The sequence below is a fragment of the Burkholderia sp. AU4i genome (genome assembly GCF_000466765.1).
In the GTDB taxonomy this organism is placed as follows: domain Bacteria; phylum Pseudomonadota; class Gammaproteobacteria; order Burkholderiales; family Burkholderiaceae; genus Burkholderia; species Burkholderia cepacia.
The window spans coordinates 59597-81251 of sequence record NZ_ASSI01000043.1 but is presented as its reverse complement, the minus strand read 5'-3'; the positions used below and the strand labels follow the sequence as shown (position 1 = coordinate 81251).

The 21655-nt window shown below is 66.1% G+C and carries 14 protein-coding genes; 8 read left to right on the top strand and 6 right to left on the bottom strand.

All coding sequences use genetic code 11. The features are described 5' to 3' along the window. The 3 genes from L810_RS09360 to L810_RS09350 form a co-directional block, all read right to left on the bottom strand. Positions 1-1239, bottom strand: a complete 1239-nt coding sequence (locus L810_RS09360) for a styrene monooxygenase/indole monooxygenase family protein (protein ID WP_021158141.1) — start codon at positions 1237-1239, stop codon at positions 1-3. 64 nt (positions 1240-1303) lie between these two features. Next, positions 1304-2092, bottom strand: coding sequence for an SDR family oxidoreductase (locus L810_RS09355; protein ID WP_021158140.1), 789 nt, complete (start codon positions 2090-2092; stop codon positions 1304-1306). A 40-nt stretch (positions 2093-2132) separates the two neighbouring features. Next, positions 2133-3380 carry a dienelactone hydrolase family protein gene (locus tag L810_RS09350; RefSeq protein ID WP_021158139.1) on the bottom strand — a complete coding sequence of 416 codons (1248 nt, stop codon included), beginning with the start codon at positions 3378-3380 and terminating at the stop codon, positions 2133-2135. 352 nt (positions 3381-3732) lie between these two features. On the opposite strand from L810_RS09350, the gene L810_RS09345 reads away from it, so the two are divergent. After that, positions 3733-4758, top strand: coding sequence for an AraC family transcriptional regulator (locus L810_RS09345; RefSeq protein WP_042973872.1), 1026 nt, complete (start codon positions 3733-3735; stop codon positions 4756-4758). A gap of 348 nt (positions 4759-5106) precedes the next feature. Next, complete coding sequence (locus L810_RS09340; RefSeq protein WP_042973871.1) at positions 5107-7287, top strand: TonB-dependent siderophore receptor; 2181 nt, start codon at positions 5107-5109, stop codon at positions 7285-7287. Between the two features lie 22 nt (positions 7288-7309). On the opposite strand, the gene L810_RS09335 is transcribed toward L810_RS09340, so the two are convergent. Beyond that, positions 7310-8116: a response regulator transcription factor gene (locus L810_RS09335; protein ID WP_042973870.1), complete on the bottom strand. Its 807-nt coding sequence runs from the start codon at positions 8114-8116 to the stop codon at positions 7310-7312. 1150 nt (positions 8117-9266) lie between these two features. Here L810_RS09335 and L810_RS09330 point away from each other — a divergent pair. The 4 genes from L810_RS09330 (at position 9267) to L810_RS09315 (ending at position 16758) form a co-directional block, all read left to right on the top strand. Next, the gene (locus tag L810_RS09330; RefSeq protein WP_021158133.1) at positions 9267-13601 is read left to right on the top strand and encodes a YadA-like family protein; all 4335 of its coding nucleotides are present in this window, start codon (positions 9267-9269) and stop codon (positions 13599-13601) included. A 526-nt stretch (positions 13602-14127) separates the two neighbouring features. Continuing rightward, the gene (locus L810_RS09325) at positions 14128-15042 is read left to right on the top strand and encodes a hypothetical protein (protein WP_021158131.1); all 915 of its coding nucleotides are present in this window, start codon (positions 14128-14130) and stop codon (positions 15040-15042) included. A 321-nt stretch (positions 15043-15363) separates the two neighbouring features. Further along, the gene (locus tag L810_RS09320; RefSeq protein ID WP_021158130.1) at positions 15364-15771 is read left to right on the top strand and encodes a VOC family protein; all 408 of its coding nucleotides are present in this window, start codon (positions 15364-15366) and stop codon (positions 15769-15771) included. Between the two features lie 237 nt (positions 15772-16008). After that, positions 16009-16758 carry an SDR family oxidoreductase gene (locus tag L810_RS09315; protein WP_021158128.1) on the top strand — a complete coding sequence of 250 codons (750 nt, stop codon included), beginning with the start codon at positions 16009-16011 and terminating at the stop codon, positions 16756-16758. Positions 16759-16792: 34 nt separating this feature from the next. On the opposite strand, the gene L810_RS09310 is transcribed toward L810_RS09315, so the two are convergent. Then, complete coding sequence (locus tag L810_RS09310; RefSeq protein WP_021158127.1) at positions 16793-17323, bottom strand: hypothetical protein; 531 nt, start codon at positions 17321-17323, stop codon at positions 16793-16795. 359 nt (positions 17324-17682) lie between these two features. On the opposite strand from L810_RS09310, the gene L810_RS09305 reads away from it, so the two are divergent. After that, entirely contained in the window at positions 17683-18942 is a 1260-nt protein-coding gene (locus tag L810_RS09305; protein ID WP_257008815.1) for an MFS transporter, read from the top strand. Between the two features lie 210 nt (positions 18943-19152). Here L810_RS09305 and L810_RS46990 read toward each other — a convergent pair whose 3' ends face one another. Beyond that, on the bottom strand, positions 19153-19347 hold the full coding sequence (locus L810_RS46990) for a hypothetical protein (RefSeq protein ID WP_155836150.1): 195 nt from the start codon (positions 19345-19347) through the stop codon (positions 19153-19155). Positions 19348-19582: 235 nt separating this feature from the next. Between L810_RS46990 and L810_RS09300 the strand changes: the two genes are divergently transcribed. Continuing rightward, a complete protein-coding gene (locus tag L810_RS09300) occupies positions 19583-21280 on the top strand; it encodes a M4 family metallopeptidase (RefSeq protein WP_021158125.1) in 1698 nt (565 codons plus the stop codon). The last annotated feature ends 375 nt before the right edge of the window (positions 21281-21655 follow it).

Sequence of the window (21655 nt, the reverse complement as noted above, 5' to 3'; positions counted from 1 at the left end):
TCACTCCGAACGCGCGCTGTGTTCGCGGATGAACGCCGCGCAGGCCGACGGCTCGAACCACCACGGCGAGAACCGGCGCGGATCGTCGAAGCCGTCGACGATCGCCGCGGCGAGCGACGGCAACTGGCCGGCCGCGCCGAGCAGTTCGAGGATGTGCGGCGGCGGCGGGGTGAGCAGCGAGTTGGTCCAGCGCACGACATGCTGCGCATAGGCCCAATAGCCTTCGAACGTCTGCTGCATCCAGTCTTCACCGAACGGCGCGGCATCGCGCGCGACGATCGCATCGAAATAGGCGTTCGCGCATTTCGCGGCGTTGTTCGAGCCTTGCCCGGTGATCGGATCGTTGACGACCACCGCATCGGCCATCCCGAACACCGTGCGGCCCGACGGCAGCCGGAAGAACGGCTTGCGCACCGTCGGCGCGAAGCGCCCGGCCAGCGTGCCGTTCGGATCGGTGAGCTCGACGTCGCGACAGCGCTCGAATTCCCACGGCACGTATTGCCGCAGGAACGACAGGCTCCGGTCCAGATGCTGCTCGGGCGTCTTCACGTCGGCCCAGCAGTCGAGCGGGCCGCCCGGAATGCCTTCGAACACCATGATTTCGCACGGGCCCGTCGTGGTCAGCGCGGGGAACACGAAATACTCGCCGATGCCGGGCAGCAGGTTGAAGCGCACGCGCGAATACGGCTGGCTCGGCGTCATCCCTTTCACATAGGTGAGGGCCAGCGCGCGTTGCGGGCGGTCGAACGCGCTGCGCGCGTCGTCGCGGCCGAGCAGGTTGACGATCTCGCCCTTTCCGGCCGCGAGCAGCACGAGGTCGTGGCTGCTCGCCAGTTCCTCGAGTTCGGGCACGCCGATGTCGCCGATGCGCACGTCCGCGCCACGGCGGCGCACGCCGTCGAGCCAGTCGGCCATTTTCACGCGCTGGTCGACCGACTGCGCATAGCGGGTCAGCCGCGACGACCAGTCGATCGCCTTGCGGCCGCCGCCGTCCGGATGCGGCACCGCGATGCCGATCCCTTCGACGGACGGGCACGCTTCTTCCCAGGTGTTCAGGCCGAGGTCGCGCTCGATCTGCAGCGCGGTATGGAACATGCATTGGCTCGACATGACCTTGCCCGTGCGGATCTGTTCGGCGTCGCGATTGGTCGCGAGCGTCACGTGATAGCCCTGGCCGAGCAGGGCGAAGGCGAGTTGCAGGCCGGACTGGCCGGCGCCGACGATGGCGATACGTCTCATGGGGATGTCCTTGGTTGGCCGGAGGCCGGCCGGAATGATTGCGGGAAGCGGCGGCGGGGAACGGTCACTCCGCGAGCCGCGGAATGGCCGGCACCGCCTGTTCGGGGCCCATCGCGGAATAACCGCCATCGACCGCGTAGTCGGCGCCCGTCACGAAGCTCGCCGCGTCGCTGCACAGGAACGTCACGACCTGCGCGACCTCGGACGGATCGCCGACGCGGCCGAGCAGGTGGAACGGCGCGGCGACGCGATCGGTCTTCGCGCGGTCGCCGTGCGTCAGCTCGTCCATCACGCGCGACCACGTCCATCCCGGCGATACCGAGTTGACGCGAATGCGCTCGGGCGCGAGATCCATCGCCATGCTGCGCGTGAGCTGGCGGATCGCCGCCTTGGACGTCGGGTACAGCCAGCGGCCGGTCTGCGCGCACTCGGCCGAGATCGAGCTGAAGTTCACGATCGCGCCGCCGCCGCGCCGGGTCATGTGCGGATGCACGGCCTTCGCGAGCATCGCGGCCGACACGACGTTGACGTCCATCGCGGCGAGCCAGTCGTTGCGGGTCGCCTGGATGCCGTTGTCGACGTAGCTGCACGCGAGGTTGACGAGCACGTCGATCGCGCCGAACCGCTCGACGATGGCCGATATCGCACGTTCGATCGCGCGATCGTCGGTGATGTCGAGCGCGACGAACATGGCCTTGTCGCCGAGCGAACCGGCGACGCGCGCGCCGTTGTCCGCATCGAGATCGAGGATCGCGACGCATGCACCGGCGCGGCTCAGGTCGTGCGCGACCGCGGCGCCGATCAGCGTGGCGCCGCCGGTGACGATCGCGACTTTGCCAGCAAGGGCAGTCATGGGGTGTCTCCGTGAATCGTGGGGTGAGGGAGGGGGCGCGTCAGTGCGCACCCGTCGACGGCTCGCTGTCCTGCCAGCGGCGCATCAGGCCGTTCGACGGCACGGTTTCGTCGAGCAGCTTGCGGGCCGTCTCGACGCCCGCGACCGGCAGGCCGGCCGGATCGAGCAGGCCGATCTGCACGAGCACGCTCGCCTGGTCCCAGTAGATATGCTCGTGATAGAGCTTGTCGCCGCGAAACTTGACGATCGCGACGAGTGGAATCTCGACGCGCTTGCCGGTGGGCGCGACGCCCGGCAGCATCCAGTCGATCTCGGTGGTGTGCGTGAAGCAGAACAGCAGCTCGTCGACGACCTGGCTCGCGCCGATCGTGCGCGAGATCGGGGTGATCGTCGTGTCGGGCGGATTCGCATGCACGAAGTGATGCGTGTAGAAGCGCTTGAGCTCGTCGTGGCCGACGCCGCCCGTCAGCGTCGGAACATGGTTGACGTACGGCTCGGCGACCATCGTCGCCATCGTGGCATCGACGTTGCGCGTGGCGAATTCGTGTTCGAGATGCGCTTCCCACAGTGTGGACAGGTCGTAGTGCGGGCCGAGCGCGGCGCGGAACGCGGCGATCGCGCGCTGGTGGGCCATGACCGCGGCGGCCTTGTCGAAATGATCGCCGCCGACGCGGGCGAACGCGTGATCGACGCCCGGATACACATACACTTCGACGCCGTCGCGGCCGGACAGCGCGTCGGCGATGCGCTGCTGCGCGTCGGGCGGGCAGAAGCGGTCCAGCCCCGCGATCTGCAGCACGAGCCGTCCCTGCAGGTGCGCGGCCTCGTCCAGCGCCTGCTCGATGCCCACGCCGTAGTAGCTGACCGCCGCGGCCACGCCCGGCAGCCGGCACGCGGCGAGGTAGGCGAGCTTGCCGCCGAGGCAGTAGCCGAGCACGCCGGCTTCACCCGTGCATTCCGGTTGCTGCCTGAGCGTGTCCAGCGCGGCACCGATGTCCTCGACGCCCTTGTTCTCGTCGAATTCGCGATACAGGGCCATCGCGCGCTCCACATCGGCTGCCGCATGGCCGAGCTCGATCCCCGGCGTCTGGCGCCAGAACAGGTCGGGCACGAGCACCGTATAACCTTCCTCCGCGTAGTAGTCGGCGGCCTCCCGCATCGTCGCGTTCGCGCCGAAGATCTCGTGGCACAGCACGATGCCCGGCCCCTTGCCGCCGGCCGGCGCGCTCAGGTAGGCGCGAAACGTTCCGCCGTCCGGCGACGGAATCTCGATGTGACGTCCTTTCATCTGTCCCTCCGTTGAATTCATTGCTGCGACGAGCCCAGTATTGGCGGACGAAACGTGCGCTTCTATCCGCTTTCTTCGGCCGGTATCCGCGAATTCCGGAAACCTGCGGCACCGGCCGCCGCGCGTGGGCAGGCGCGCGGCCGACTGCGGGTATGTGCGGATGCTGAAAGCCCGCACAGTTTTTTACGATGCGCGAACGGTCCGTTTCTTGCGTCGTTTGCGCGGGACTTGCGTGCTTTGGCGGCCGGACTGTCCGGATACTCCGGGCGCTATCCGGATCGTGCGGCGAATGCCCCCACACCGGGAACGCATGCACGGCGCGAGTGCAACCGAGCATGACGGGAGAACATCGATGGCGCAATTTTCCGGAACGGGCTGGCTGGACGACACCGCCTGTTTCAATCACGACAACCTGCTGCTGCAGTCGAACGATGTCGACGAGGTGCGCGCGCGTGTCGCCGACGTCTTCAAGCCGCACCGGCTCACGCCGACCGGCGAATCGCGCGCGCTGCACAGCTGCATGCATCATGCGCGCTGGGGCAACCTGTCGTTGAACCTGCTCGATTACGGCGGCGGGGTCAGCATCGAGCCCGGGCCGCTCGAGCACTTCTTCCTGTTGCAGATCCCGTTGCGCGGCGACGCGGAGATCGAGTGCGGATCGGCGCGTTTCGTGTCGTCGCCGGGCACCGCGTCGTTGATCTCGCCGACGCTGCCGCTGAAGATGCGCTGGGGCGACGCGTGCCCGCAAGTCATCCTGCGCATCGAGCGCGAAGTGATGGAGCGCCATGCGCAGCGGCATTTCGGCGACGACCGGCGCGCGCCGGTCGAATTCGAACCGGCATTCAGCCTGTCGTCGTCGCAAGGGGCGTGTCTCGCGCAGTTGCTGCCGGTCCTCGCCGGCGCGATCGCGACGGACGCGCATCCGCTGCGTCATCCGCTCGCGTTCGAGCCGCTCGAATCGACGCTGCTCAACCTGCTGCTGCACGGCCACCCGAACAGCGCGCGCAACGGCACGCGGCACCTGCCGGTGGCGCTCGCGCCGTTCTATGTGCGGCGCGTCGAGGATTACATCCGCGCCCATCTCGACGAGCCGCTGACGATCGAGCGGCTCGCCGAACTCGCCGGCGTGAGCCCGAGCACGCTGTTCGCCGGCTTCCGCCATCGCCACGGGATCACGCCGATGGGCTTCGTGCGGCAGTTGCGGCTGCAACGTGTGCGCGAGGAACTGCTGGCCGACGAGTCGCCGGGGCTCGCATCGGTGACGGACATCGCGCTGAAATGGGGTTTCGCGCACCTCGGGCGGTTCGCGATCGAGTACAAGCGGGCGTTCGGCGAGTCGCCGTTGGCGACGCTCAGGATGCGGCGCGTGCGCGCTTAGACCCTCCGGCGGCAGCCCGCGGCCGCTCCCGGGGCGCATGCAGCCTGGCATCGCCGCCTTTCACCCGCCTTCCACGAGGGCCGCCGCATGGATCGATCCCGCGCCGGCCCCGCCTCCAAAGCGCCAAACGCGGGCTTTTCCCGCCGGCGCACTTTTTTTAAAGACTCCGTTACGTTCGCCCGGTATGATCGCTGCGCTCGCGAACGACGCCATTGGCCGTTGCATGCCGACTCGCGCGCAACCAGCATCGCCGGCATGACAACACAGGGCGGGCGCCGGCGCTGCGTCGCGCCGAGATCGCGCCGCGATCGGGTCGAATCGCCCACCAGCACGACGGAGCATGGAACGATGGTAACGGGGACGGGGGCGGCGAAACGCGCGATGGCGATCGCCGCCGGAAGCGCGTTGTACGTGGCGGCAGCGGGCGCCGCGCACGCACAGGCATCGGGTGCGGCAGTGGCGCCGCCGGCGGCCGTGCTGCCGGAAATCGACGTGACGGGAAAGGGCGACCGCTCGTCGAGCGGGCTCGTCGGGCTGCGCACCACGGCCGGCACGAAAATCGACACGCCGATGGCCGAAGTGCCGCAGACGATCAACATCGTGACCGCGCAGCAGATCGAGATGACCGGCGCGACCGACCTGAACCAGGCGCTGCGCTACGTGCCGGGATTCGCGACGTTCGGTGCCGACAGCCGCACCGACTCGTATGCGGCGCTGCGCGGCTTCACGCCGACGCTGTACGTCGACGGCGTGGCGGCGCCGCATACGGCCGTGATCGCGGACTGGCGCGTCGACCCGTACACGATCGACTCGATCGCGGTGCTGCGCGGGCCGACGTCGGTGCTGTACGGCGCGGGCGAGCCCGGCGCGATCGTTGACGCGCACACGAAGCTCGCCGACGGCGAACGCGTCCGTGAAGCCGGCGTGCAGATCGGCAACGACGCGCGCAAGCAATTCATGGTCGATGTCGGCGACACGCTCGACCCGGACGGCCGGTACGCGTATCGCTTCGTCGGCGTGGCGCGCGACGGCAACGCGGAAACCGGCCCGAACGGCGACCGTCGCGTCGCGCTGGCGCCGTCGTTCCGCTGGCGGCCGAACGCCGACACGTCGCTGACGCTCTCGGCGACGTTCCTGCAGGACAGCGGCGATATTTCGTCGAACTTCCTGCCTGCGTCGGGCACGGTGCTGCCGAACCCGAACGGCCGCCTGTCGCAGGACATCTACATGGGCGACCCCGGGTTCAACGACTACCGGAAGAAGCAGTGGTCGCTCGGCTACGCACTGGAGCACCGCGTGAACGCGATCTGGTCGCTGCACCAAGATGTGCGCTGGTCGCACCTGTCGCTCGACGACGCGACGGTGTTCGGCAACGGCTTCGCGCCCCGCAGCACCACCAACATGATGCGTACCGCGGGGCTGTTCCAGCTCAACTACAGCCGGCTCGACATCGATAACCACGCGCAGGCCCGCTTCGGCACGGGGCCGCTCGAACATACGCTGCTGCTCGGCGTGCAATACGACCGGCAGACGACGACCAACAGCGTGTGGCTTGCGATCGCGCCGTCGCTCAACCTGTATCACCCCGTGTACCGGCCCGTCACGGACGCGATTTTCGCCGGCCCGACGTCGCTCGGCCACGTCGACCAGTACACGGCGATGAACACGTTCGGCGTGTACGCGCAAGACCAGATCCGCTGGAAGCGCTGGACGCTGACGCTCGGCGGCCGCGAGGATTTCGTCAATGCGCGGTTCGACGACCGGACGGCCGGCAAGCAGGCGCGGCAGGACGTCAGTGCATTCTCCGGGCGCGTCGGGCTCACCTATTGGGGCGACGCCGGGCTGTCGCCGTATGTGAGCCATTCGACGTCGTTCGATCCCGTCATCGGCGTGCGGTTGTATGGCGGCGGGCTGCCGAAGCCGACACGCGGCACGCAGACGGAAGCCGGGTTGCGCTGGCAGCCGCCGGGCCGGAACCTGATGCTGAGTGCGGCCCTCTACCAGATCGACCAGACCAACGTCGCGACGCCGACGCCGGTCAGTCTCGACCCGACCGGCACGACGTCCGTGCAGACCGGCAAGGTCCGCTCGCGCGGGATCGAGCTGAGCGCGGTCGGCAAGGTCACCCGCGAGCTGTCGGTCGTCGCGTCGTACGTCCATCAGGACGTCAAGAACGTGCAGGCGAACGACGCGTCGCTGAACCACTGGCCGGTGGCCGTGCCGCTGCCGCGGCAGATGGCTTCGATGTGGGCCGACTGGACCTGGCGCGCGGGCGCGCTGTCGGGCCTCGGGTTCGGCGGCGGCGTGCGTTACCAGAGTGCGTCGGCGGGCGCGCCCGACAACTCGCTGACGGTGCCGAGCGTGACGCTGGTCGACCTGGCGCTGCACTACGAGATGCCGCACTGGCGGTTCGCGCTGAACGTCGCGAACCTGTTCGACCGGCGTTATGTCAGCGGTTGCCAGTCGTACAACGTGTGCGTGTTCGGCAACGAGCGGACCGTGCTCGCCAGCGCGAAATACAACTGGTAGGCGCGAGCGCGCGGAACGCGTCCTACGCGTCGCGTTGCGGCTCCCGGCGCGCGGCGCGTTCACCGGCGTGGCGCTGGCGCCGCCACTCGGTCGGCGTGAGGCCGAAACGTTCGCGGAATGCGGTCGCGAAATTCGCCGGCGTGGAAAAACCGATCTCCTTCGCGATGCTGGCAATGCTGAGCGACGTCGAATCCAGCAGATCCTGCGCGATCCGCAGCCGCTCGTGCCGCAGATACTCGAACACCGTCTGGCCGAGATTGTCGCGAAACGCCCGCGACAGCCGCTTTTCATGCGTGCCGACCGCGCGTGCCAGTTGTTCCACCGTCGGCGGATCGTTCAGCGTCCGCGCCAGGTGGCGGATGGCCGCGCGCACGATGATGTCGTCGTCCTTGCCGGTCACGAACACGCTTTCCGTGTCGACGGGCCGCTCGCGTGTCGCCCGCGCGAGCTGCACGCGAATCCGCGCGAGCACTTCGGCCGGCTCGAACGGCTTCACCACGTAGTCGACGCAGCCGATCTCGAACCCCTCCAGGCGTTCGTGCAACGCGCCCGCCACGGTCAGGAAGATGACCGGAATCGCGCACGTCAGCGGATCGGCGGCCAGCAGCCGGCATGCGGTGAAGCCGTCCATGCGCGGCATCCGGACATCCATCAGGATCAGGTCGGGCATGAGCGCCTGCGCGCGCTGGCACGCCTGCAGCCCGTCGGATGCAATGCTGATCCGGCACCCGGTGCCGCGCAGGATGTCGATCAGCAAGCGAAGCTGGTCGGGCTGATCGTCGACGATCAGGATATGAGCGTCGCCCAATACGGAGGTCGATGGATGCATCGTGCACCTGTTCTGGAATGGCTGCTGGCTGCGTTCCTGCGGGTGGCCGGCCCGGTTCGGATAATCGTTGGAAACTGCTCTATGGCAACGCACAAGCGCATCGATATTCGGATTTCGCGCAAACCGCGCGACAGACGACCGGTCGGCGTAATACCCGGTGTTGCTTGTATTGATCGCTGATCCGGTAAGGACGCGAAGCTTTGCCGTCGCCGCGCGTGAAAAAGGGCGCGGCCGACCGTGTCGATGCGAGCCGAATTGTAGGGGGATATTTCGATTCTTGCCAGACGCATTGACTCTATTTGCTTCATTCCGATTTTCTGATTCTTCATCAGGTATTGTGATTTGCGTGAGCGGTATCGCACCTGATGCCTGTCCATTTCCGCCATTTTCATTCTTGCCCGCACGCGATCGTGCGGCTCGGCGGTTTTTTCTGCGGAAATATTTTCGCCGGAATTTATTTTTAATCCGTTTCGGCAAAGCATTTGTCCGCCCGACAAAACATCTGGATTAATTTTGGCGCCACGAAATCGTTTGCGAGGTGCGCGTTTTTCACGCAACTTATTGAATGTATTGGATTTTACAATCTATAAAGAATGTCGCCTTCAATAATTCAGGTGCGTGTCTCATAATTCGTCCGAACTTTGAATGCAGGGTTGCACGGGGCAGCACAAGGCACGGAGGGGCGTGGCGGACGTTGCATGATTCGGGGCCGTGGCATCAATTGATGCTCATCCGAACGCGTGTCCGTAGCGCTCGGGCGCACGTCCGGTTGCCGTCGGTGAAATAAAAGAAGCGGGGTTGGTCGCGGTCGGCGCGACATCAAATCAGGGGTGTCCATAACGGCGGTTGAATCTCCGGATTCAGTCGATGGGCGAGTTCGCCCATATCAAACGATATGCATTCCTAATGCATTAACCGAATTAACGGAACGGGCCGTCACACCGACGGCGTGCCCGGGATTTCGAACGTCCCGTCGCTACGGGCGGGCGATGCGTGTCGTCTTCGGCACGCTCGGGCCGGGCATCGGAATCGGGTTCCGCACTGAAGTCGTAATCGTAATCGCAGTCGCAATCGTAATCGCAGCTGAATCCTTCAAGAAAATTAAGTAGTCCGTATACAAACCAGACGCTACAAAACGGAGCAGAAGACCATGAAGAGGAAGCAGATTTCGGCGCTTGCCGCCGCCATGTTCACAGGCGCAGGTGTCCTGATCGCGGGGGCCGCGCATGCGGACAACTTCGTCGACCGCGGCAACCCGGACAACGCGCTGAACGGCCAGTGCATCGACGGGACGAACCCGCTGTGCGTGTCGACCAAGAGCGGAAGCTACGTGGCGGTGAGCACGGCAAACGTCACGATGGGGACGAACGCCAGGGCCGGTACCAGCGGGATCGCGATCGGCGACCAGTCGAATGCGAGCAGCAAGGGCGGCACCAGCAGCGGCGGCGCGATTGCGATCGGCGTCGGTTCGCAGGCGCTGGCGAACTCGGCCACGGCCATCGGCACGGTAGCCGTCGCGCAAGGCAATACGTCGCTCGCCGTCGGCCGCCAGTCGGCCGCGGTCGGCGACTTCTCGATGGCGCTCGGCAACGTCGCCGATGCGCGCGGCACGAGCTCGATCGCACTCGGCCACTCGGCGCTGGCAAGCGGCGACCGTTCGGTCGCGATCGGCGGTGCGAACCCGACCTCGAGCGACGGCGTGTCGGCCGGCGCGTCGTATGACGCGGCGACACAGACGCGCGCCGGCGGCACGCAATCCGTGGCGATCGGTGCGGGCGCGCAGACCAACGACAACAACCAGGTGGCGATCGGCTCGGGCAGCGTCGGCGCCAACAACGGCGGCACGCCGGTGTTCGGCGGCACGGCCGCGCCGGTCGGCGGCGCGGTGTCGTTCGGCGCGATCGGCGCCGAGCGTCAGCTCAAGAACGTCGCGGCGGGCGCGGCCGATACGGATGCCGTCAACGTCCAGCAACTGAAGAACGTGAACGGCACGCTCAGCACAAGCATCGCCAACGTCGACGCGCGCGTGACGTCGGTCGGCAATTCGCTGTCGACCACGATTTCGAACGTCGACCAGCGTGTGACCAGCGTGGGCAACAGCCTCAGCACCAGCATCGTGACGGCGACGAAGAACGTCGTGAAATACACCGACGATTCGCACGCGGCGATCGCGCTCGACGGCAGCAACGGCACCACGATCGGCGGCGTCGCGGCCGGTGTCGCCGACACCGATGCGGTCAACGTCGGCCAGCTGAAGGGCAGTGTCGCCCCGCTGCAGACGTCCATTTCGACGGCGGCGTCGAACATCACGAACCTGCAGACCAGCGTCACGGGCATCAATACTTCGCTGAGCACGGCAACCACCAACATCAGCAACCTGCAGGCGGCCGACGCACGCAACGTCAAGTACGACGGCCAGAGCGGCTTCGATTCGGTGACGTTCGCCGGCACGAACGGCACGACGCTGCACAACGTCGCGGCCGGTGTCGCCGATACCGACGCGGCGAACGTCGGGCAACTGAACGGCGGCCTGTCGTCGCTCAGCACGAGCGTGACGAACAACCTCAGCACGACGCTCGGCAACCTGAGCACGTCGATCACCAGCCAGATCGGCAACGCGACGAAGAACGCGGTGCAGTACGACGACGACGCGCACAGCGGCGTGACGCTCGGCGGCAAGGGCGCGCAGTCGCCGGTCGGCCTGCACAACGTGGCGGACGGCACTGCCGCGAGCGATGCCGTGAACGTCGGCCAGCTCGGCAAGGCGACCGATACGCTGAACCAGTCGATCACGAATGTCGGCAACCAGGTCACGACGAACACGGGGAACATCGCGGCGCTCCAGCAGGACGCGCTTCTGTGGAACGCCAACCTCGGCGCATACGATGCGAGCCACGGCGGCAACGGCCCGCAACGCATCGGCAACGTCGCGGCCGGCGTCGCCGACACCGATGCGGTCAACGTCGGTCAGTTGAACGGCAGCATCGCGCCGCTGCAATCGTCGATCTCGACCGCCGCGTCGAACATCACGAACCTGCAGAGCAACGTCACCGGCATCAACGCATCGCTGAGCACGGCGACCACCAACATCAGCAACCTGCAGGCGGCTGACGCACGCAACGTCAAGTACGACGGCCAGAGCGGCTTCGACTCGGTGACGTTCGCCGGCACGAACGGCACGACGCTGCACAATGTCGCGGCCGGTGTCGCGAACACCGACGCGGTGAACGTCGGGCAACTGAACGGCGGCCTGTCGTCGCTCAGCACGAGCGTGACGAACAACATCAATACGACGCTCGGCAACCTGAGCACGTCGATCAACAACCAGATCGGCAACGCGACGAAGAACGCGGTGCAGTACGACGATGACGCGCACAGCGGCGTGACGCTCGGCGGCAAGGGCGCACAGTCGCCGGTCGGCCTGCACAACGTGGCGGACGGCACTGCCGCAAGCGACGCCGTGAACGTCGGCCAGCTCGGCAAGGCAACCGACTCGCTGAACCAGTCGATTACGAACGTCAGCAACAACGTGACGACGCTCGGCAACCAGGTGACGACGAACACCGGCAACATCGCGGCGCTCCAGCAGGACGCGCTCCAGTGGAACGCGAACCTCGGCACCTACGACGCGAGCCACGGCGGCAACGGCCCGCAACGCATCGGCAACGTCGCGGCCGGCAAGAACGGCACGGACGCGGTCAACGTCGACCAGTTGAACGCGGCGATCCAGGACGGCACGAGCCAGCTCGATGCACTCGCCGTGAAGTACGACGACGCGAGCAAGAAGCAGGTTTCGCTCGGCGCGGGCAACGGCGGGAGCCCGGTGCGCCTGACCAACGTCGCGGAAGGCAATGTCGCGGCCGGCAGCACGGACGCGGTGAACGGCGCGCAACTGCGCCGCGCAACCGACGGCACGGCGGCCGCGCTGGGCGGCGGCGCGACGGCGAATCCGGACGGCTCGATCAGCGCGCCGGACTATAAGGTCGGCGGCGGTTCGTTCAACAATGTCGGCGACGCGCTCACGAATCTCGACGGCCGTGTTCTCAACAACACGACGACGCTCGAGAATCACGAAACGCGTATCGGCAATGCCGAAACGAACATCGCGGGCAACGCGGCCGCGATCGCGGGGCTGCAGCAGGACGCGCTGCAGTTCGACCCGACGCTCGGTGCCTACAACGCGGCGCGTGGCGGTGCACCGACGAAGCTGACGAACGTGGCCGACGGCAACGTCGCCGCGGGCAGCACGGACGCGGTGAACGGCGGCCAGTTGTCGGGCGTGAAGTCGTCGCTCGAACAGCAGATCACGCAGGTATCCAACCAGGCGGGTGAGGCCGTGAAGAACGTCGTCAAGTACGACGTCGACGCGAACGGCAACCGGATGAATTCGGTATCGCTCATCGGCGGCGACGCGAATGCGGCCGTCGTGCTGAAGAACGTCGCCGCGGGCACCGCCGATACCGACGCGGTGAACGTCAAGCAGTTGAAGGGCGTGCAGTCGAGCCTCAACCAGCTCGGTGCGCTCGCGGTGCAGTATGACGACGCGTCGAAGAGCTCGATCACGCTCGGTGGCGCGGGTGGCACGCGCATCACCAACGTGCAGGCCGGCACGCTCAGCGCGACCAGCACGGATGCGGTGAACGGCTCGCAGCTCTACGCGACCAACCAGCAGGTCGCGAAGAACACGACCGACATCACGAACCTGCAGGGGAACGTGAACAACATCGCGAACGGCAAGGCCGGCCTCGTGCAGCAGCAGGACCCGAATGGCGCGATCACGGTCGGGAAGGACACCGGCGGCACCAGCGTGAACTTCTCCGGCACGTCGGGCGACCGCGTGCTGACCGGTGTCGCGGCGGGCGTGAAGGACAACGACGCGGTCAACATGGGGCAGTTCAACAACGCGCTGAAGAACGCGGCGGCCAACGACCAGATCCGCGCGGCGGCGACCGATGCGAACACGACGTGGATCGCACGTGCCGATGCGGGATCGATCGGGTCGACGGCAACCGCAACCGGCAAGAACGCGGTGGCGGTCGGCCAGGGCTCCGTCGCCGATCGCGACAATTCGTTCTCGGTCGGTGCGAAGGGCAGCGAGCGCCAGGTCACGAACGTCGCGGCCGGCACGGCGCCGACCGACGCGGTCAACGTGCAGCAGCTGAACGACAACCTGTCGACCGCCACGTCGCAGGCGAAGGGCTACACCGACCAGCGCATCGGCCAGGTGTACAACTCGTTCAACGACCTGAAGAAGGACATGTACGGCGGAGTGGCATCGGCAATGGCCGTGGCCGGCCTGCCGCAACCGACGGGCGCGGGCCGCTCGATGGTCTCGGCGGCGACGTCGAACTATCACGGCCAGCAGGGTTTCGCCGCAGGGTACTCGTACGTGACGGAAAGCAACCGCTGGGTCGTCAAGGCGTCGGTGACGGGCAACACGCGTTCGGACTTCGGCGCGGTGGTGGGCGCGGGTTACCAGTTCTGACGTTGTCCGCGCAGTATCGATCGAACGGTGGTGTCGGGCAGCGGTCGTGATGTCCGACCCCGACGGGAGATCCGTGGCCCGGGGTGTGTCTGTCGCCCCCGGGCCGTCGACGCTTGATGCGTCGCGAAAAGCGGTGTGGCTGAGCCGGGCCTGTCCGGCAGGCGATGCCGTCGATGGATGATTTATTCGCCGATTGTGGAGATAATCGGCGCTGGCGCAATGCACTCCGCATTGAGCGTGTCCGAGCACGTCTTCCAGTCCCGTATGGGCGCCGACAACGAAACATGAAAACGATGAAACCCGAGAACAGGATGCTTCCCGCGCAGCGCGTCGCGTTGCCATCGGCTTTGCCGGCCGGTTACGACGGCAGGTGCCGCTAGCGCCCGGACAGTCCGCGCCGTGGGTTCGACAAGAGAACCGGCGCCCGAATCGATCGGCCGGGCAACCGGTATCGAACGGCGAGATCAATTGGTGCACCCGTGAGCGCGCATCGGGTCACTTGAAGACGCATCCGGGGTAAAGGCACATGATCGGGAAAATTGCATGGCTGTCCGTCGTTTCGCTTCTGGTCGCGGCATGCGGGGATCGTTCCGGCCAGGCCGATACCGCATCGAATGCGCAACCGGCGGCCGCGTCGGCGAGGCAGGCCGTTACCTCGCAGCGCGAGGGGCGCGACTCGCCCGTGCCGCCCAGGCCGGGCCAGGTGCTGGAGGGCATTTACCAGAAGGACGCGCATGGCGAGGCGACGATGGAGATCGCCAATGGAAGCCAGGCCACATACTGGTACGGCCACGCGTTCGACCTGAACGGCGGCCACTACTTCACCGGCTTCGCCTACGAGACGCCGAACAAGTACGCCGAACAGGAGAACACCGCCGAGCCGGCGCACGATGCCAGGGTGACGATCACGGAGGCGACCTTCGAATGGATCACGGACGGCGGCGTGGCCGGCTGGAACATGGTCGAGTCGGAACGCTCGATCGGCGAGTTTGGCGGCGACGAGAAGGCCGACACGATCGACGACAGGGAATCCGCCGTGAGCACGACCCTGCCGGACGGGCGGATCGTGCTGGCCGTCCCGACCTGGTACGTGGCTTCGGGTACCCGGATCAAGTCGTTCGGCATGTTCGTCTATCGGCGCACCGATGCGTCCAGTAGTCCTGACGATACCGACTGGACCTATGCCGGCAACGTGTTTCGCGGCAACAATAGCGGCGCGGCATGCGATGCCGCGAGTACCGGCAACCGGATACCGTGCAAGGAAGGCTCGGCGACGCTGACGTTCCTGCCGGCAGACGGCAGGGACTGGCCGCGCCTTCGCGTGGCAATGAACGGGACGGGCATCGACAACGCCGGCCGGAAAAAGCCCGACGGCGCCGCGGATGTCGTCGAATACCGGTTCAATCCGGAGACGAAGGTTTACGAAGCGGCGAAGACGTAGGGCGGCATGGCGCATGTCGCTTTCAACGATGGTTCCACCTGTCCGGAAAGCGGATCCAGTGGAGATGGCTCTCTCGAGAAACAAGGTGGGCGGCTGCCGGAAGTGATGTGGCTCAACCAAATCACGGACTAATACAAATGCGAATGGCGCGATCCGCAGCGCTCGCAATCGCGCCCCGATCCGCGATTTCTCGCGGGTTCGCGCGCTGCCGAGCCAGGCGGCGAATGCGAATTGTCGAATGCGAGCCGCGGCTCGTATTCTGGGTGCGTCGGGCGGAACGGCATGGGGCCTCCGCCGATCGACGCATGACGGAGACTCGCAATGACTGCCATGACGCAAACCATGAAGCTCAATCACCTGAGCTTCCCTTCCGCCGACACACTGGCGACGGCCCGATTCTTCGAGCGGCATCTCGGCTTCACGATCGCGGGAAGCTGGGACAAATCCTGGATCCTCAAGCGCCCGGGTTTCGACGTGGTGATCGATCACGCCGGCGACGATGAGACCGCGTGGCCGACGAATTTCCACGTCGGGTTCGAACTGCCGAGCCTCGATGCGGTTCGCATGACGTTCGAACGTTTCAGGGAAGAGGGCGTCGAGATGGTGACGGACGTCTTCAACAACGGGCGCGGTTCGCGTTTCTTCTGCCGCGCGCCGGGCGGCGTGATGTTCGAGCTGAACACGCGCGCGGATGCCGCTCCCGAATATCAAGGCACGTTCGACGACTGACGCCGGCAAGCGTCATACCGCGTTCGGGTGCCGGCGCGGGCTGCCGTTTCAATGACCGTGCAGGGCGGGAAGGCTGCGCATCTCCATCCCGTGCAGATCGCCGCAGCGCGCGACATGGCCGTGCCGCACCACCCGCGATGCCGTCGCACCGGATTTCAACAGCAAGAAACGGAGTGCCTGCCTGCAAACGGTCGCCTACATTGCCGTGACTGACCTCACTCACGGGATGTGAAGAAGATGACCTTACTCGAAGGGAAAGTCGCCATCGTCACCGGTGCCTCCACCGGAATCGGCCGGGCGATCGCACTGATGTTCGCGGCGCATGGCGCGTCAATCGTATTGGGCGCGCGAAGCGAATCCACGTTGAACGAGGTGGCCAGCGAGATTCGTCGTCACGGCGGCCAGGCGTTCGCCTGCGCCGGCGACGTCTGTCACGCCGATACGCATCGAAGGCTCGTCGCGACGGCGCTGCGCGAGTTCGGCGGTCTCGACATCGCGATCAACAACGCGGGAACCGTCGGGCCGCTCAAACCGCTCGCGGACATCTCGCTCGACGATTGGCAGCACACGCTGTCTACCAATCTGACGGCGGCCTTCCTGGGCGCAAGCAACCAGATTCCCGCGATGCTCGAACGCGGCGGCGGCTCGATCGTCTTCACGTCCAGCTTCGTCGGGACCAGCGTCGGGCTACCCGGCATGTCCGCGTATGGTGCGTCCAAGGCCGGCTTGATGGGACTGGTGAAGGGCATCACCGCGGACTACGCGGCACGGGGGATTCGGGCAAACGCACTGTTGCCGGGCGGTGTGGACACCGCGATGGGGGGAGACCGCGAGCAGAAGGAATGGGCGGCCGGGCTCCACGCGATGAAGCGCATCGCCCGCCCCGACGAGATCGCATCCGCGGCGCTGTTTCTGGCGAGCCCGATGGCCAGTTTCGTTACCGGCTCGGCCCTGTTCGCCGACGGAGGCAATGCGGCCGTGAAGTGAGTTCGCATCGGCGCAAACGCGCGTCGCGCCGCGCTCAACGGCCGGCGCGAGCCAGCATGTCGATGACCGCGCGGGTGCGCGAAGGCCGGGTGATCTCCGTCCAGTGCAGATGCGCGTATTTCGGGTCGTCGCGCAGGCTGGCGAACTTGACACGATTCCTGGCGAACGTGGTGTACGACCACAGCAGCACCGACTCTCGCGAAAATGCCATCCGCAGCGACTCGCGGTTGCCGTGCGAAAGCTCGGTGCGCATGAGCCCGCGGCTCAACGTGCGCCAGAGCACCCGAGAGAACACCGTCCGCCGCCCGAAGTTGAGCCAGATCACGTGGGTGGCTCTCGACCAGAGCACGTCGCGCACGGCGCCGTAGTTCCCGTCGGCGACCCATCGGTCGCCGGCCGTCGCGGCCCGCACGGCGCGCTCGAACTGTTCCGGCGGCACGGCTGTCCAGTCGGGGCCCCAATAGAGTCGATCCAGCTCGATGTACGGGCAGCCCGCTGCTTTCGCCAGTGCGCTGGAAAAGGTGGATTTCCCCGCCCCGCTGGTTCCGACGACGACGAAGCGCATGGGTTTGATCGCGGTTGAATGTCGAAGGCGGCTATTGTGCCTCATGCGCGAAGCGGTCGCTCGACGGCGGTTCGTCATTGAGTACCGGCCATGGCCCGGCTTGCCGCACCACACGTCCTGCATTGTCGCGCCGGGCGGCGCAGGGAGCCCCTCGCCGCTCCCCGACGGTCATTTGAATTCGGCGTCTACCACTCGTTTCCCGCACCTTTGTACAATCAGCCGCTTCAGTCTTGCCGCACACAATCGCGGCAAACCCCGAAAAAAAACAACGTGAGAGAAGCGATGGCGACCGAAACCGGATTTCAGACGCGCATGTACGCGGATAGCGCCCGCGACGGGCGCCCGTCATGTGCGCTCGAATGGGCAACGACCGGATGCGCGTCCCGATCGGATCGAGGGCTGGCATGAGCGACAAACCCGTTCTTGCCGCCGGTGCGCCGTGCGAACCTGCGGCGTCGGCCGCTCCCCTGATGGCGCTGGCGTGCCTGGTCGTATTCATGGCGCAAATGGCGACGACGGTGTACCTGCCGTCGCTGCCCGTCGTCATGCGCGAGTTGAAGATGACGCAAGGCGGCGCCGAGTTATCCATCTCGGCCTATGTGATCGGTGCCGCGCTGCCGGTGCCATTCTGGGGCGCTGCCGCGGAACGCTGGGGCCGGCGCGGCCCGCTGCTGATTTCGCTGCTGCTGTTCATCGGCAGCAGCCTGCTGCTCGCCAACTGCACGGCCGCACCGGCGCTGCTCGTGTTGCGCGCCATCCAGGGCATCGGCGGCGGCGGCGCGGCGATCATCGCCCGAATCATCGTCCGCGACAACTGGCGCGGCGACGAACTGGCGAGACGCCTCTCCGTGTTGTCGATCGCCTTCATCACGGCCCTGGGCGGTGGCCAGTTCATCGGCGGGCTCATCGGCCGATACAGTCATTGGCAAACGGGTTTCGTGCTGATGGCCGCTGTCGCCGCGCTGGCGGTCGCGCTGTCTTACGCGTTGCCGTTGAAGGCGGGAAGCCGTGCCGCCAAACCGTCGGGCCTGGCCGGTACTTACTGGCTCCTGCTGCGGCGCCCGGGCTTCCTGTGGCCAGCCTGCGCGGGTGGGCTGGGGTTCGCGACGACCGTCACCTTGCAGGAGGTGAGCCCGTTCGTGTTCCAGGAGCATTTCCAGCTGGCCGTGACGAGCTTCGGCAGTATCGGCCTGCTGCTCGGCGTGGCCTATTTCAGCGGGGCGATGCTGGTCAACCGTCTCGTGAGGCGGCTCGGCGGCGTCCGGCTGATGCATGCCGGCGCCGCGTTGCTTGCGTTCGCAACCACGTTGATGCTGGTGTCGTGGCTGAGCGGCCTGCTGACCCATTTCACCGGGCTGTGGATCTTCATCGCGCTGTATTGCCTGGCGATCTTCGGCCAGGCGGTGCTGTTTCCGAACAGCATGGCGACCGCCGTCAGCGATGCGCATGAACATGGCGCGCATGCGATGGCCTTGTGCGGTTTCCTGCAGCAGGGACTGGCGGGCATCGCCGCGACGGCCGCGGTGCTGCAGCACCATGGCGGCACGTGGACGCTCGCCGTATTCGTGCTGGGGGCACTGACGTGGCTGGTGGTGCAGGTCAAGGTGCGGGGCAGGTAAGGCGGCAGGCGTCGACGGATGGTTCATCGGCCGTATGCTTCTCTCGCGAAAACAGCGGCGTGCGACCGTGCGTCCGCTTCACGCCGCGCGGACAGGGCGATGCGAGAGGCAGTGTGACCCGCTCATGCTGCCGGCTGTGCCGTGCCGCTCAAACAAATGATTCGTAGAAAACATGTTCTCGCGCGTCGCTTGCGACGCTTTTACTACGAATTAAAAGGCAGTGTCATCAAGGGCGAGAATCGGCAAAGCATTAAAAAGTCCGGCGGAGTGCCTGGAATGGCAATAATCAAAATCAATATTTAATAAAGCAAACAGCATCTGCCGCGTTACCTCGAGCTTCACATCTTCCGTCCGCCCGACCCACGCACTGCCTTTCCCCAATAACGGCGGGCTCGGCGCGCGCATTCCGCCGATGCCGCGTTGCCGAAACCGGCATCGCAACCGACGCGATCATTTCAGATTTATAACCAAATCATGACTTGATTAACGTCGAAGAAAGAAGTTATTAACCTGTCAGAAAATATCTTGTAATTATAAAAATGACCTCCTAGCATCCCTCTGCAGTTCGTGACATGTCCTGGATCAAAGTCTGTACTTGATGCATTCCTCGAACATCACCCATACATAACCGGGGGATTACATGAAGAAACTGTCTCGCCTGCTGTCCATCACCGCGATTACCGTCGCGAGTCTCAGTGCTTTTGCCCAGGCCGGCGACCAGTCGGCTACGGTCGACAAGGCACTGCAACTGATCCAGCAGAACCCGTCCGCCTTCAGTCTGGCCGCTGGCGGCGCAGCACGCACGTTGAAGTTCGCAGGGCCGCAGGCGAGTGCGCCGACGGACGGCGATCAGTTCGAGGTGCGCGACGTGATCGTCGATCCCGACGGCACCGAGCACGTGCGTTTCGACCGCTTCTACGCGGGCCTGCCCGTGATCGGCGGTGACGTGGTCGTCCATTCGAGCAAGGGGCAGTTGAAGCAGGCGAGCGTGACCCAGCTCGCGCCGATCAATCTCGCCGGCACGATCGGCAAGGTCGGAAACCGCTCCGTGATACGCAACGCGCCCGACATCGGCAACGCCCGGGTCAAGCGCATCGCGACCGCGCGTTTCAACTCGGACGTGCGCCGCGTCGACGACGCGGAGCTCGTGGTGTTCGCACGCGACGTCACGCCGACGCTGGCCTACGCGGTGCGCGTATACGGCAAGTCGAACGACGTGCACGGCGATGCGGTGCTGTACTACGTCGACGCACGCACGGGCGCCGTGCTCGATGCGCAGGACCTGATCAAGACCGCCGCCGCGACCGGCACCGGCCGCTCGCTGTACTACGGCAACCTGACGCTGACCACCGACCAGACCGGCACGAACGCGTACCGGATGCTCGATCCGAATCGCGGCGGCGGCTCCGTATACGACGGCCGCGGACTGATCGCGGAGGACGTCGAGCAGGCGACCGACCTGCCGATCTTCACGAGCAGCACGAACGTGTGGGGCAACAACGCGACCACCGACCGGCAGACCGTCGCCGCCGACATCGATTACGGTCTGGCATTAACTTGGGACTACTACAAGACGACGCACAACCGCAACGGCATCTTCAACGACGGGCGCGGCGTGAAGAGTTTCGCGCACGTGGTGTTCGACACCGGCAGCGGCACGACCGGCGCGAACGCGGCATGGATGCCGTCGCACATCATGGTGTACGGCGACGGCCAGCCGGGCACGAGCCTGCCGAAGCCGGTCGTGTCGGTCGATGTGGCCGGACACGAGATGAGCCACGGCGTGACCGAGGCCACGGCCAACCTGAACTATTCGGGCGACGCGGGTGGGCTGAACGAAGCGACTTCCGACATTTTCGGCACGCTCGTCAAGTACTACGCGAACAACCCGAACGATCCCGGCAACTACGTGATCGGGGCGCGCGTGGTGAGCGGCGGCCTGCGCAAGATGTACAAGCAGGACCTCGACGGCCGGTCGTTCAGCTGTTACCCGTCCGGCGGATTCTCGTGGTCGAATCCGCGCCACGATCCGCATTTCACGTCGGGCGTCGGCAACCGCCTGTTCTACCTGCTGGCGGAAGGCCCGACGGTGCCGTCGACCGATACCGGCCTGACGAAGGCGAAACTGGTCTGCAACGGCGACACGACCTTCACCGGGCTGGGCCGCGAGAAAGCCGGCAAGATCTGGTACCGGACGCTGACCGTGTATCTGAACGCGAACTCCAGCTACCCGAACGCGCGGCGTGCATCGATCCAGGCGGCGAACGACCTGTACGGCGCGAATTCGGCCGAAAGCGCTACGGTCGCTCGCGCGTGGAGCGCGGTCGGGGTGAATTGATGGCGTGTGGGCCAGTGCGTTGAATGCCCGAGGATCGATCGCGTGGCGGCATTTCGTGTCGGAGAACGGAGAGCCGGTCGAGGCCACGCGACGCCCGGGCAAATGACGCACGCGTGTCGATCTTTGGAATCCGGTTGTTGTCCCGCCAGCCGCATATCCCGTTCTTCGGCACGGCGTGCCGACATGGTTGCACCTGCCGCACCTTCCTCGATCACCGCGCCGCGTTCTCCGGCCGTCCGTGACGAACCCGGAAGAAACCCGACGGTGAAACGCGGCGGAATCCAGCCGTATCACCCATCGCCCACACCCGGCGGTCGATCGGCAAACCATCGGCCGATCCTTCGATATCCCGCCCCGTCTGGTTCCGGCACTTTT

What these genes read in the sequence shown, in the direction of transcription:
- L810_RS09360 (WP_021158141.1), bottom strand. Translation starts at nt 1,239, where the DNA reads ATGAGACGTATCGCCATCGTCGGCGCCGGCCAGTCCGGCCTGCAACTC.
- L810_RS09355 (WP_021158140.1), bottom strand. Translation starts at nt 2,092, where the DNA reads ATGACTGCCCTTGCTGGCAAAGTCGCGATCGTCACCGGCGGCGCCACG.
- L810_RS09350 (WP_021158139.1), bottom strand. Translation starts at nt 3,380, where the DNA reads ATGAAAGGACGTCACATCGAGATTCCGTCGCCGGACGGCGGAACGTTT.
- L810_RS09345 (WP_042973872.1), top strand. Translation starts at nt 3,733, where the DNA reads ATGGCGCAATTTTCCGGAACGGGCTGGCTGGACGACACCGCCTGTTTC.
- L810_RS09340 (WP_042973871.1), top strand. Translation starts at nt 5,107, where the DNA reads ATGGTAACGGGGACGGGGGCGGCGAAACGCGCGATGGCGATCGCCGCC.
- L810_RS09335 (WP_042973870.1), bottom strand. Translation starts at nt 8,116, where the DNA reads ATGCATCCATCGACCTCCGTATTGGGCGACGCTCATATCCTGATCGTC.
- L810_RS09330 (WP_021158133.1), top strand. Translation starts at nt 9,267, where the DNA reads ATGAAGAGGAAGCAGATTTCGGCGCTTGCCGCCGCCATGTTCACAGGC.
- L810_RS09325 (WP_021158131.1), top strand. Translation starts at nt 14,128, where the DNA reads ATGATCGGGAAAATTGCATGGCTGTCCGTCGTTTCGCTTCTGGTCGCG.
- L810_RS09320 (WP_021158130.1), top strand. Translation starts at nt 15,364, where the DNA reads ATGACTGCCATGACGCAAACCATGAAGCTCAATCACCTGAGCTTCCCT.
- L810_RS09315 (WP_021158128.1), top strand. Translation starts at nt 16,009, where the DNA reads ATGACCTTACTCGAAGGGAAAGTCGCCATCGTCACCGGTGCCTCCACC.
- L810_RS09310 (WP_021158127.1), bottom strand. Translation starts at nt 17,323, where the DNA reads ATGCGCTTCGTCGTCGTCGGAACCAGCGGGGCGGGGAAATCCACCTTT.
- L810_RS09305 (WP_257008815.1), top strand. Translation starts at nt 17,683, where the DNA reads ATGGGCAACGACCGGATGCGCGTCCCGATCGGATCGAGGGCTGGCATG.
- L810_RS46990 (WP_155836150.1), bottom strand. Translation starts at nt 19,347, where the DNA reads ATGCGCGCGCCGAGCCCGCCGTTATTGGGGAAAGGCAGTGCGTGGGTC.
- L810_RS09300 (WP_021158125.1), top strand. Translation starts at nt 19,583, where the DNA reads ATGAAGAAACTGTCTCGCCTGCTGTCCATCACCGCGATTACCGTCGCG.